Origin of the sequence: Streptomyces venezuelae, from assembly GCF_008642355.1 — a bacterium.
Lineage (GTDB): Bacteria > Actinomycetota > Actinomycetes > Streptomycetales > Streptomycetaceae > Streptomyces > Streptomyces venezuelae_B.
Map to the genome: position 1 here is coordinate 892,930 of NZ_CP029193.1, position 12,685 is coordinate 905,614.

10 protein-coding genes are annotated in these 12,685 nt (G+C 71.2%); 5 read left to right on the forward strand and 5 right to left on the reverse strand.

The annotated features are described in order from the left end of the window. Position 1 precedes the first annotated feature (1 nt). Both DEJ47_RS03885 and DEJ47_RS03890 read right to left on the reverse strand, forming a co-directional pair. Positions 2-1,258, reverse strand: a complete 1,257-nt coding sequence (locus tag DEJ47_RS03885) for a lycopene cyclase family protein (protein WP_150164944.1) — start codon at positions 1,256-1,258, stop codon at positions 2-4. 120 nt (positions 1,259-1,378) lie between these two features. After that, positions 1,379-2,371 (reverse strand): MerR family transcriptional regulator, encoded by a 993-nt coding sequence (locus DEJ47_RS03890; RefSeq protein ID WP_150164946.1) that lies wholly within the window; start codon positions 2,369-2,371, stop codon positions 1,379-1,381. A gap of 149 nt (positions 2,372-2,520) precedes the next feature. Here DEJ47_RS03890 and DEJ47_RS03895 point away from each other — a divergent pair, with 149 nt between their 5' ends. Continuing rightward, entirely contained in the window at positions 2,521-3,168 is a 648-nt protein-coding gene (locus tag DEJ47_RS03895; RefSeq protein ID WP_150164948.1) for a sigma-70 family RNA polymerase sigma factor, read from the forward strand. 63 nt (positions 3,169-3,231) lie between these two features. Here the strand turns inward: DEJ47_RS03895 and DEJ47_RS03900 are convergent, their stop codons facing one another. Then, a complete protein-coding gene (locus DEJ47_RS03900) occupies positions 3,232-4,740 on the reverse strand; it encodes an FUSC family protein (protein WP_150164950.1) in 1,509 nt (502 codons plus the stop codon). A gap of 336 nt (positions 4,741-5,076) precedes the next feature. Between DEJ47_RS03900 and DEJ47_RS36250 the strand changes: the two genes are divergently transcribed. Further along, positions 5,077-5,502, forward strand: a complete 426-nt coding sequence (locus DEJ47_RS36250) for a hypothetical protein (RefSeq protein ID WP_161271427.1) — start codon at positions 5,077-5,079, stop codon at positions 5,500-5,502. Here DEJ47_RS36250 and glgX read toward each other — a convergent pair. Beyond that, positions 5,483-7,615, reverse strand: coding sequence for a glycogen debranching protein GlgX (gene glgX / locus DEJ47_RS03910; RefSeq protein WP_161271426.1), 2,133 nt, complete (start codon positions 7,613-7,615; stop codon positions 5,483-5,485). The genes DEJ47_RS36250 and glgX overlap by 20 nt on opposite strands. 142 nt (positions 7,616-7,757) lie before the next feature. Continuing rightward, on the reverse strand, positions 7,758-8,288 hold the full coding sequence (locus tag DEJ47_RS03915) for a pep a2 (protein WP_150164954.1): 531 nt from the start codon (positions 8,286-8,288) through the stop codon (positions 7,758-7,760). Positions 8,289-8,564: 276 nt separating this feature from the next. Between DEJ47_RS03915 and DEJ47_RS03920 the strand changes: the two genes are divergently transcribed. The 3 genes from DEJ47_RS03920 to treS are packed head-to-tail and all read left to right on the forward strand — an operon-like array spanning position 8,565 to position 12,672. After that, entirely contained in the window at positions 8,565-8,849 is a 285-nt protein-coding gene (locus tag DEJ47_RS03920) for a DUF5133 domain-containing protein (RefSeq protein WP_223828221.1), read from the forward strand. 56 nt (positions 8,850-8,905) lie between these two features. Continuing rightward, the gene (locus DEJ47_RS03925) at positions 8,906-10,942 is read left to right on the forward strand and encodes an alpha-1,4-glucan--maltose-1-phosphate maltosyltransferase (protein ID WP_150164956.1); all 2,037 of its coding nucleotides are present in this window, start codon (positions 8,906-8,908) and stop codon (positions 10,940-10,942) included. Beyond that, complete coding sequence (treS, locus tag DEJ47_RS03930) at positions 10,939-12,672, forward strand: maltose alpha-D-glucosyltransferase (RefSeq protein ID WP_150164958.1); 1,734 nt, start codon at positions 10,939-10,941, stop codon at positions 12,670-12,672. Before DEJ47_RS03925 ends, treS begins: the two co-directional genes overlap by 4 nt. Positions 12,673-12,685: the final 13 nt, after the last annotated feature.

Here is a 12,685-nt window from a genome sequence, read left to right on the forward strand (position 1 = left end):
CTCAGTTCTCTTTCCGTTCGGCCGGGTGTACGGGCCGCGGGGCGGGCGCGGGGGTGGGGGCGGAAGCGGGGGCGTGGGCCCGGTACCTGGGCAGGCGGGGCAGTTCGGCCGCCGTGCGCAGCATGGGGCCCACGGGGGTGTGCAGGCCGATGGTCACGTCCTCGCGGACACTGGTGCGGCCGTCGAGGAAGCGGAGCAGCCGTTCCATGGGGACCTCGCGGAAGAGGCGGGTGAAGAACGACGCGCCGCTCACCCGGCCGGTGTCCAGGGCGCGCAGCAGTACGGCGTCCATCGCCCGGGACCGTGCCGAGTGCGCGGGCGGCGGCTGCGGGGTGCGCCCCTGGTGGTAGGCGGCGGCGATGGCGCGTGTCTGTCGCTGGATGGCGGCGAAGGTGTACCCGGTCGAGGGACGGGTCGCTCCGCCCGCGGTGCCGATGCGGAAGACGGAGCGGCCCGCCCTGCGCGGGAAGCGGGCGTCGGTCATGGGGATGACGCCGTGCTCCACGCGGACGACGTCGTGGGCGCCGAGGGCCAGTTCGTCGGTCAGGTACCGCGTCAGGGCGCGGTCGTACGCCTGGTCGTCGAGGACCTGGCGGGAGAACTCGGTGTACTCGACGAGGGCCTGGTGCGGGCTTGTGGGCAGGACGTAGGCGAAGGAGAGGCCGTGCGGGGGCTGGGGCGTGCGGAAGTCCATGAGGTCTGCGACCAGCGGATCGAAGGCGGGGCGGTCGGTCGTGACGAACCAGCCGTGAAAGTGCTGCAGCAGGGTGGTGCGGCCCGGCGGCAGGACCCGTGCCGGGCGCGAGTCGAAGACCCACCGGGCGCGCAGCGACAGGGGGCGTCCGCCGGGTGTGCGCGTGCGGACCTCGGCTCCGTCGCCGACGTCGTGGATCTCCTCGACCACCGCTTCCAGGCGCGCCATGTTCGACTCGTCGGCGAGGCGGTCGCCGACGAGGGACTCGAAGGCGCCGGAACGCAGCATCTTGTAGCGCAGCGGTGCGGGCGACGCGGCGACGGCGGTGCCGTCCGGGGCGCGGACGCGCAGGGTGTCCCAGACGGCGGTGAGGGCGGCGTCGAACTCACCGTGCGGCTCCTCCCAGAAGCACCAGGTGCGCTCGGCGGGCTTCAGGGGGCCTGCGGGGGCGTCGATCAGGACCACCGACGGCATGGGGCCGCCGGGGCGGTCGACGGCGAGCCGGTGGGCGAGCGACAGGCCCGCCGCACCGGCCCCCACGATGGCGATGTCCGCGTCCTGCATATGGCCCCTCGCCGGTCGTCCGCCCATGCCCATGCCCATGCCCAGCATTCCGCACGGGATCGCCGCTTGGATGCACCGACCGCGCGCGAATCGCCGGTCGACCGGTGTGGCGGTGGCTCTCTAACGGGGCTGAGGCGCACTCAAGAGGGTGACGGCGTCCCGGAGGCTGCCGCAGCGGGTGAACCCGGAGGGCGCGGACCGCCCCCAGCCCGGTCCGGACGGCAGCACGAGCGCGCGGCGGCGAGCCCCGGCCGGACCCCACTCCATGCCCGCCACACGGCGGGCGACCGCCTCGCCCACCGTGGCGCGGGCCTGCGCCCACAGCACGACGGCGGAGGGCCCGGTGCGCCGCACTGCGGCGACGAGCGCCTCCAGCGGGACGGCGGCGCCCAGCATGAGGGTGGGGACACCCTTCTCGTTGAGGGCCGCGTTGAGCGCTTCCAGGGGCAGGGTGTGCTGCTCGTCCGGCATGCAGGCGAGCAGGACCGGTGAGGTGTCGAGGAGCGGTGCGGTGCGCGGGCGGAGCAGGTGGGTGCTGCGCAGGGTGGTCGAGATGTGCCAGGACAGCAGGTGCTCGACCTCCACGTAACGGTCGTCGGACAGCTCCCACTTGCGTCCCACCGCGCGCAGCGTGGGCACCATGACCTCGTCCCACACGGGTACGAGGCCGTGCTCGCCGACCAGCGTGTCGAGCCTGCTCTGCATCTCCTGCGCGTCGAGGCGGACCGCGGCGCGGGCGAGGCCTCTGCATTCCTGGCGCACGTCGCCGAGGGGCAGGACGGTGCTGGCGTCGCGGCGGGGCCGGCGCGCGGGCGGCGCGCCGGGTTCCCCGGTCGCCTCGCCGGTCACCTCCGCGGTCGCCTTCTCGGAGGCCGCGCGGGAGCCGTCCGCCGCCAGACGTGCCGCCTCACCCGGAGGGATCCCACTGGCCGTGAGCCTGCACATGTGTTCCAGCACCGCGATGTCCTCGGGCGTCCACCGGCGGTGGCGTCCCCGCGTGCGGGCCGCGGGGCCCAGGCCGTAGCGGCGGTCCCAGCTGCGCAGGGTGGTCGGTGAGACGCCGAGGCGCCGGGCGACGGCTCCCGAGGTGAGCGCGGCCGCTGAATCGTTCATGCCTCCTACGGTACGACGCAATACGACGCAGAATCGATGCACGTTGCTCGTGCGCCCGCCCGCGCGAAGGATCGGCGCCAGGCCGCCCGCACGCCACGGACCACCCCGGGACGGAAGAAGCGGCCGCTCGGCAGAAGGAGCAGCCGCACATGAACGCCAGCCAGCCGGTCACCGAGAGCGCCCCCGTCCCCTCGCCGGGCCGCGCGGCGGGCGGGGACGACGAGGAGCTGGTCACCGGCTTCGTGGCGGGGGACGAGGCGTGCCTCGCCCTCGTCCACCAGCGGTGGTCGGCGCTGGTGCACTGCGTCGCCCGGCGTTCGCTCGGGGACGCGCGGGAGGCGGAGGACGTGACGCAGCAGGTGTTCATCGCCGCCTGGCGCGGCCGGGCCGGCTACTCCCCCGGGCGCGGCACCCTCGCGGGCTGGCTCATCGGCATCACCCGGCGCAAGGTCGCGGACGCGCTGTCCGCGCGCAGCCGCCGGGCCGCGCTGGTCGACGCGGCGGGCGCGGCGCTCGCGGTGCGCCCGCAGGAGTCGTCGTCCCTGGACGGCGTGCTGGACCGGGTCCTCGTGGCACACGAACTGGCCCGCCTCCCCCCGCCTCAGCGCAAGGTCCTGCGTCTGGCGTTCTACGACGACCTGACGCAGCCCCAGATCGCCGTGGTCACGGGTTGGCCCCTGGGCACGGTGAAGAGCCACGCCCGCCGCGGCCTGCTCCGCCTGCGCCAGGCCTTCGAACCGGCCCAACCCCCGAGCGACGACACACGCCCGGCCGCCTGCGCGGCACGTGGGCCGTGACACCGGGCCGTCCTCGGCGGTTCAGGCACCCGGTTTCAGGTGTCCTGGTCCAGGCGCCCTGGTTCAGGCGCCCAGCAGGGGCGTACGCCCCGACCTCTGCAGCGGGTGGGCCAGGTCGATCAGGGCTCGTTCCAGGCTGTGCAGGTGGGCCAGGGCGGGCTCGACGACGGCGTGGGGCAGGTCGGCGACGGCGCCGACCTCCGCCCGGGTCCCGTGCGGGGCAGTCAGGGACTCGACGGCCGCCTCGACGCGGCGGCACGCGGCGGCCAGGCGGGCGTCGTGGGAAGCCTCCGGGTCCGCGGCGACGGCGGCGAGTCCCCGTATCTCACGCGCACAGTTGTCGAGCAGCGCGACCACCTGGAGCGCGCGCCCCTTCCGGGTCCGCAGCGGGCTGAACGGGTGCACGAGCGGTGCGAGGGACATGCGCACCCGGCCGAGGATCGCCTCCAGTTCGGCGATGCGGCGGGCGGGGTCGGCGCCTTCCGTGCCCGCGAGCAGCGCCGCCGCCTCCTTCGTGCAGTCGTGCACGCAGTGCAGCGCCTGCTTGATCCACGCCTCGGTCGTCGCGTGCGTCGTGATCGGCAGGACGAACAGCACCGCGAGGACCGCGCCGAGCGCGCCGATGCCGGTCTCGGCGAGCCGCAGCGCGAGCAGGCCCGCGTCCAGCACGCCGAGCAGGCCGTACAGCGATCCGGCGAGCACGGTCACCGAGAGCATCATCCACGTGTACGACACCGCGGCCGTGTAGAAGATGCCGAAGACACCGACGGCGACGAGCAGGGCGCTGGGGACGGGCGCGCCCTCCAGCGGTACGACGAGGACGAGGCCCGCGCCCATCCCGATCAGCGTGCCGAGCACGCGCCGGAAGCTCCGCACGACCGTCTCGCCGCGCGAGGTGGTGTTGACGAAGACCCACCACGTGGCGCCGACCGCCCAGTACCAGCGCTCACCGGAGAGCAGCTGGCCCGCGGCGAGCGCGAAGGCCCCGCCGATGGCCGCCTGGACGGCCTGCCGGGTGGTGGCCCTGGCCAGCCCCCGGGCGGCGGGCGGCGCGGGCGGCAGGACGCCGGGCGGCAGCCTGCGCTCGTAGCACCACGCGCCGAAGCGGACGGTCGAGGAGGCGGCCAGCGACAGGAGCACCGCGACGTAGAGCTGGGGGAGCTGGTGCGGCTCCGTGTGGAGGAACTGGCTGATGAAGAAGGTCATGAAGGCGAACACGCCGAGGGAGTGCCCCCGCGGACCCCACCGTCGCGCGTACACGCCGAGCCCCATGACGAGGAGGAACGCGCAGTCCCGCGCGACCGGGGTGTCGTGGAGTGACGCCGCGAGCGCGAGGACGGGGAACCCGACGGCGGGCAGCAGCGCCGTGGTGATCGCCTGCCCGCGCACGGTCGTGTCCGTGACGGTGAAGAGGGCCAGGAGCGCGGCCAGTCCCCCGGTGATCGCCGCGACGAGCGAATGCCCGGCCAGACCGCACACGACGACCGCCAAGGAGATGCCGAGTACGGCCCGCGAAGCGAAGCGGAGCCGCATCCGTCCCGGATCCGGCGCCACGAACACCCTCTTCAGCAAAGCTTCCCCGCCCTTCCGTGCACATCTCGATCTGCTCGCATGAAAAAGGCGCCGCGGAGATCCGCAGCGCCATCGACAGAACCATCAGACCATCTGAAAGCCATCTGGCTCAACTCAGCCTCGCGAGGGTGGACCATTGGCCCACTTTCACCCGCCGATACCCGCCACGTCCGGCGCCAACGGCTCATGCGGTCCCGCAGTACGGCGGCGGCTGTTGCAGGACGGTGACATAGCGGGCACAACGTACGCCGTCGGCCGTCCGTCTCAACAGTCGTGAACAGCCCGAATGGGAGACAGCAGACCTTTTCCTCCCATGTCCTCACGGAAGGCACCCTCATGATCGTCACCAAGCGGAACTCCCTGCGCATGGCTGCCGTAGGCATCATCGGCGCGGTCGCCCTCGGCACGGCCGGCGCCGCCATGGCCGCGACCCCGGCCGCACACCCCGTGTCCGCCACACAGGAGGCCGGCGCGGCCAAGCCCACCACCGCCAAGGCCATCACCGCGAAGCCCTCGGTGAAGTCCGTCAAGGCGTGGCAGCTGTTCCGTGTCACCGGCACCACGACCGGCCTGAAGCCGGGCAGCAAGGTGACTCTGCAGCAGAAGCAGCGCGGCCACTGGGTCGCGCTGCCCGCCTCCGCTCCGGTCACCCGCGGCGGCAGCTACTCCCTCGGCGTCAAGCTCGGCATGAAGGGCAAGAACGAGCTGCGCGTCGTCCAGGGTTCGACGGCTTCCGGCGCGTTCACCGTGACCGTGCGCTGACCGGTGTGCGGGCGGGACGGGACAGCAGGAGCAGGCTGTGCGGCTCCAGGGTGACCTCGCTGTCCGCCTTGTGTTCCGTCTCGTCCGCCACCCCCGTGGGGTCGGTGGTGTCGATCCGCGTCGTCCAGCGCTCGCCGTAGGCGGCGTCCGGCAGGTCGAAGACGACCGGCTCCCGGTAGCTGTTGAGCAGGAGCAGGAAGGAGTCGTCGACCACCGGCCTGCCGTGGGCGTCGGGCTCCGCGATGGCGTCGCCGTTGAGGAAGACGGCGACGGCGTGCGCGTCGCCGCGCTGCCAGTCCTGGTCCGTCATCTCCAGGGCGTCGGGCCGCAGCCACACCAGGTCGGGGAGCGGCTGGCCCCGGTGCGTGACGGTGTCGCCGCGGAAGAAGCGGCGCCTGCGCAGCACGGGGTGGGCGAGGCGCAGCGCGATGGCGCGGCGGGTGAAGGCGATGAGGTCACGCTGCTCGTCGGTGAGGTCCCAGTCGATCCAGGAGAGCTCGCTGTCCTGGCAGTAGGCGTTGTTGTTGCCCTGCTGGGTGCGGCCGAGTTCGTCGCCGTGGGCGAGCATCGGAATGCCCTGCGAGAGCATGAGAGTGGCGAGGAAGTTGCGCTGCCTGCGCGCGCGGAGTTCGAGGATCCCCTCGTCGTCGGTGGGTCCTTCGACGCCGCTGTTCCAGGAGCGGTTGGCGCTCTCGCCGTCCTGGTTGTTCTCGCCGTTCGCCTCGTTGTGCTTGTCGTTGTACGAGACCAGGTCGCGCAGGGTGAAGCCGTCGTGCGCGGTGACGAAGTTGACGCTGGCCCGTGGGCGGCGACGGTCGTGCTGGTAGAGGTCGGACGACCCGGTCAGCCGGGAGGCGAACTCGGCGAGGGTGTGGTCGGCGCCGCGCCAGAAGTCCCGTACGGAGTCCCGGTACTTGCCGTTCCACTCCGACCACAGCGGCGGGAAGTTGCCGACCTGGTACCCCCCGTCGCCGACGTCCCAGGGCTCGGCGATGAGTTTGACGCGGCTGACGACGGGGTCCTGCTGGACCAGGTCGAAGAAGGCGGAGAGCCGGTCGACGTCGTGGAACTGCCGGGCGAGCGTGGCGGCGAGATCGAAGCGGAACCCGTCGACGTGCATCTCGGTGACCCAGTACCGCAGCGAGTCCATGACGAGCTGCAGGACGTTGGGGTGGCGCATGAGCAGGCTGTTGCCGGTGCCGGTGGTGTCGAAGTAGTGCGCGGGGTCGTCCTCGGCGAGACGGTAGTACGACGCGTTGTCGATGCCGCGGAAGGCGAGGGTCGGGCCGTTCTCGTTGCCCTCGGCGGTGTGGTTGTAGACCACGTCGAGGATCACTTCGAGTCCGGCCTGGTGCAGCGCCTTGACCATGGACTTGAACTCGGTGACCTGTTCGCCGCGCGAGCCGTGCGCCGCGTAGGCGTTGTGCGGGGCGAAGAAGCCGATGGAGGTGTAGCCCCAGTAGTTGGACAGGCCGCGGTCGCGCAGGAAGCCGTCCTGGACGTACTGGTGGACCGGCATGAGTTCGATCGCGGTCACACCCAGCGACGTGAGGTGCTCGATGACCGGTTCGGTCGCCAGGCCCGCGTACGTGCCGCGCAACGCCTCGGGCACCCCGGGGTGGGTGCGGGTCAGTCCGCGGACGTGCGCCTCGTAGATCACCGTCTCGGCGTAGGGGCGGCGCGGCGGCCTGTCGCCCTCCCAGGAGAAGGCCGGGTCGGTCACCACGGAGAGCGGGGTGTGCCCGGCGCTGTCGGCCCGTCCGGGCCCGTCGGGCGCGCGCTCGAAGAGCGCGGCGTCGTTGTCCATCTGGCCCTCGATGGCGCGGGCGTACGGGTCGAGGAGCAGCTTGGCCGGGTCGCAGCGGTGGCCTTCGGCGGGGTTCCAGGGGCCGTGCACCCGGTAGCCGTAGCGGCGGCCGGGCCCGACCCCGGGCAGGTAGCAGTGCCAGACGAAGCCGTCGACCTCGGTGAGGGTGACGCTGCGGTGCGTGCCGTCGTCGTCGATGAGGATGAGGTCGACGCGTTCGGCGACCTCGCTGAACAGGGCGAAGTTGGTCCCTTCACCGTCGTAGGTGGCGCCGAGGGGGAAGGGGGTGCCGGTCCAGGTGCGCACGCGACTGCCTCCGTACTGGGGGATCAGGGGATCAGGGGATCTGGGAGGGGAGTTCGGGGGGGCCGGTAAACGGTGCGCCGGCCGCGGCCGCCCGCTCGGGGTGGCCGCGGCCGGTGCGCCGCGCCGCCGCGGGGGCGGACTTTCACACCGCCGCGGGTTCGGCGTACGCCGGTTCCGCTTCCGCGGCTTCCGCCTCCGCGGGACCCGCGAGCGCGGCGAGGGGCGTCTCGCGCGGTACCTCGAGAGCCTCGCGCAGGCTGGGTGCGGGCGCCGCGGGGGCCAGCGGGGCGCGTTCGGGAGCGCGGACCCGGCGGGAGAACCAGATGATCTTGCCGTCGGTCGCCGGGAAGCTGCCCCAGCCGTCGCTGAGCGCGGCGATCTGCGTCAGGCAGCCCTGCGGTCCGTAGTGCCGCTCGGGCAGTTCACGATTGGCGTCGGACACGGCCGTGATGAGGTGCTGGCCGTTCCACCACATCTCCACGACGGTGTTCTTGTCGGCTCCGTGCTCCTCGATCTCGTGGAGCAGAACCCCGGTGCAATGGCAGACGGGTTCGCTGAGAACCCCCAGCCCCCAATGCCGGAGATGCGCGGTCAGAATGCGCCTGACCTGGTCGATCCTCTCCGGGCTTACCTCGACTTCGAGGTGGTAGTAGCAGGGGATCGCGGATTTCATTGCTCTTGGCTCCTCTCGGCGAAGCTTGTCCGCTCCGCCTCGGCCTGACCGACCGAGCCCCGAACACGCAGCGTGAGCACTGATCGCTTCTGAGTCAGTCTCAGGGTGCGAGCGCTACTCCATTTGCGCAACACGAGGCGCAGGCGAGCGCGTTCGCCCCGGCACCCGGCCCACCGGCTCCCGCACCGACCCCTTTAGTTGAATATCCAACAGGACGTTGGGTGCTCATCCGTGCACGATGAGTCAGAAGGATCGACGAGCGAAGGGGTGACCAGCGTGAGGCTGCTGCCCGCCAAATCCGAGGTCGCACGGCATCTGCGTCAGTACCGGGCGTGGGAGCGGCAGCTGCTCGCGCACCCCGCCGACCGATCCGTGCGGATGCACTTCGAGGACACCGCGTACACGCTGTGCGTCCTGATGGGCGAGTGCAAAGCACGGGAGGCCGCCGACGCGGCCGAGCAGTACCTGCGTCCACGAGAGGCACGACCGTCCTGCACAGCACGAGCACCACACGCGGCAACCCGTCGGCCTCAGCTCTCCCCGAGCGCCCCGGTCCGATAGCGACACCCGGCTCCCACGGGGGCCGCCTGCACGCACGCCCGGCGGAGGAGGGACCGATGACGTCAGCTTCGGAAACGCCCCCAGCTGCCGCCGTGCCCGCGCTCGTTCCCGTGCCCGTCCTCGATGTGCAGCCCGCGGTGGATGGCGGGCGCCGCCCGGCGAAAGCCGTCCCCGGTGAGACCTTCGAGGTCACGGCGACCGTCTTCGCCGAGGGCCACGGAGCGGTCGGCGCCGATGTCGTGCTCCTCGGCCCCGGTGGACGCCGCGGGCCGTGGACCCCGATGCGCGAACTCTCCCCCGGCAGCGACCGCTGGGGCGCGGAGGTCACTCCGGACGCCGAGGGACGGTGGACCTTCCACGTGGAGTCGTGGACGGACCCCGTGACGGAGTGGCGGCGCGCCGCACAGATCAAGGTGCCCGCCGGCATCGACACCGGGCTGATGCTCGAAGAGGGCGCGCTGCTGTACGAGCGGGCGGCGCGCGGCGCCCCTGAGGGCCCGGCGCGGCGGACACTCCTGTCGGTGCTCGCGGCACTCCAGGACGAGGAGCGGTCACCGGACGCGCGTCTGGCTGCCGCGCTCGCTCCGGAGGCGGACGCCGTCCTCGCCCGGTACCCGTTGCGCGAGCGGGTCTCCCGTTCGCAGGCCATGCCCCTGCTCGTCGAGCGGGAGCGTGCTCTCTACGGGTCCTGGTACGAGTTCTTCCCGCGTTCGGAGGGCGCCGTCGTCGAAGAGGGCGCGCCGCCCGTGCCGGGAACGTTCCGCACCGCGGCCGAGCGATTGCCCGCCATCGCCGGGATGGGCTTCGACGTGGCCTACCTGCCGCCGGTCCACCCCATCGGCACCACCTTCCGCAAGGGCCCGGACAACGCGCTCACCGCCGGTCCCGACGATGTCGGTGTGCCGTGGGCGATCGGGTCGCCGGAGGGCGGTCACGACGCCGTTCACCCGGACCTGGGAACGCTCGACGACTTCGACGCGTTCGTGCGCCGCGCCACCGAACTGGGTCTCGAAGTCGCGCTGGACTTCGCGTTGCAGTGCTCCCCCGACCACCCGTGGGTGGAGAAGCACCCCGAGTGGTTCACCCACCGGCCCGACGGTTCCATCGCGTACGCGGAGAACCCGCCGAAGAAGTACCAGGACATCTACCCGATCGCCTTCGACCAGGACCTGCCGGGGCTCGTCGCGGAGACCGTGCGGCTGCTGCGGTTCTGGATGGGGCACGGCGTACGTGTCTTCCGCGTCGACAATCCGCACACCAAGCCCGTGGCGTTCTGGGAGCGGGTGCTCGCGGAGATCAACGCGAGCGACCCGGACGTCGTCTTCCTCGCGGAGGCCTTCACCCGGCCCCCCGTCATGCGGGCCCTGGCCCAGGCCGGGTTCCAGCAGTCCTACACGTACTTCACCTGGCGGAACACCAAGCAGGAGCTCACCGAGTATCTGACCGAGCTCTCCGCGGAGACCGCCGCGTATCTGCGTCCGAACCTGTTCGTGAACACGCCCGACATCCTGCCCGGCTATCTCCAGGACGGCGGCCGTGCCGCTTTCGAGGTGCGGGCCGTGCTCGCCGCGACGCTCGCGCCGAGCTGGGGCATGTACGCCGGGTTCGAGCTGTGCGAGAACACCCCGGCGCGTGCGGGCAGCGAGGAGTACCTGCACTCGGAGAAGTACCAACTGCGCCCGCGCGACTGGGCGGACGCGGAGCGGGCGGGCTACTCCCTCGCACCGCTGATCACCACCCTCAACCGGGTCCGGCGCGAGCATCCCGCGCTGCGGCTGCTCAGGAACCTCCGTTTCCACGAGGCCGACAACGACGCGGTCATCGTCTACAGCAAGCGCGCCGGACAGGACACGGTCCTGGTGGTCGTCAACCTCGACCCTCACCACACCCAGGAGGCCACGGTCTCGCTGGACATGCCGCAACTCGGCCTCGACTGGCACGAGTCGGTGCCGGTGCGCGACGAGCTCACCGGCGAGACCTACCACTGGGGCAGGGCCAACTACGTGCGCCTGGAACCCGGCCGCGCGCCCGCGCACCTCTTCACGGTCCTGCGACCGTCCTCACCGTTGATCGGAGGGTCACCCACACCATGATCGTCAACGAGCCCGTCCAGGACACCTTCGAGGACACACCGGCCAAGGACCGCGACCCCGAATGGTTCAAACGCGCCGTCTTCTACGAAGTCCTCGTCCGCTCCTTCCAGGACAGCAACGGCGACGGCATCGGCGACCTCAAAGGCATCACCGCCAAACTCGACTACCTCCAATGGCTCGGCGTCGACTGCCTCTGGCTGCCACCCTTCTTCAAATCCCCCCTGCGCGACGGCGGCTACGACGTCTCCGACTACACCGCCGTCCTCCCCGAATTCGGCGACCTCGCCGACTTCGTGGAATTCGTCGACTCCGCCCACCAGCGCGGCATGCGCGTCATCATCGACTTCGTCATGAACCACACCAGCGACCAGCACCCGTGGTTCCAGGCCTCGCGCACCGACCCCGAAGGCCCCTACGGCGACTACTACGTCTGGGCCGACGACGACAAGCAGTACCAGGACGCCCGCATCATCTTCGTCGACACCGAAGCCTCCAACTGGACCTTCGACCCCGTCCGCAAGCAGTACTTCTGGCACCGCTTCTTCTCCCACCAACCCGACCTCAACTACGAGAACCCCGCGGTCCAGGAAGAGATCATCTCCGCCCTGCGCTTCTGGCTCGACCTCGGCATCGACGGCTTCCGCCTCGACGCCGTCCCCTACCTCTTCGCCGAAGAAGGCACCAACTGCGAGAACCTCCCCCGCTCCCACGGAATGCTGAAGCATGTACGAGCGGTCATCGATGCCCATTACCCGGACACCGTTCTCCTTGCCGAGGCCAATCAGTGGCCCGAGGACGTCGTCGACTATTTCGGTGACTTCGAAAAAGGCGGGGACGAATGCCACATGGCGTTCCACTTCCCCGTCATGCCCCGCATCTTCATGGCCGTACGCCGTGAATCGCGCTACCCCGTCTCGGAAATCCTCGCCAAGACCCCGGCCATTCCCTCCGGCTGCCAGTGGGGCATCTTCCTGCGCAACCACGACGAGCTGACCCTGGAAATGGTCACCGACGAAGAGCGCGACTACATGTACGCGGAGTACGCCAAGGACCCGCGCATGCGCGCCAACATCGGCATCCGCCGACGCCTCGCACCGCTCCTGGACAACGACCGCAACCAGATCGAACTCTTCACCGCCCTGCTGCTGTCCCTGCCCGGCTCGCCGATCCTCTACTACGGCGACGAGATCGGCATGGGCGACAACATCTGGCTCGGCGACCGCGACGCCGTCCGCACCCCCATGCAGTGGACCCCCGACCGCAACGCGGGCTTCTCGTCCTCCGATCCCGGGCGGCTCTACCTGCCCACGATCATGGACCCCGTCTACGGCTACCAGGTCACCAACGTCGAAGCGTCCATGTCCTCACCGTCCTCCCTGCTCCACTGGACACGCCGCATGATCGAGATCCGCAAGCAGAACCCCGCCATGGGCATCGGCTCGTACACCGAACTGCCCTCCTCCAACCCGGCGGTGCTCGCCTTCCTGCGGGAGTACAAGGACGACCTGGTGCTGTGCGTGCACAACTTCTCGCGCTTCGCCCAGCCCACCGAACTCGACCTGCGGACCTACGACGGACGCCACCCCGTCGAGCTCATCGGCGGCGTGCGCTTCCCCGCCATCGGCGAGCTCCCGTACCTCCTGACACTCGCGGGCCACGGCTTCTACTGGTTCCGGCTGTGCAACGACCTCCACCCGCGCCGTCCGGCGGAACCCGCCGTGCGCCTCTGAAGGGACGTGTCGC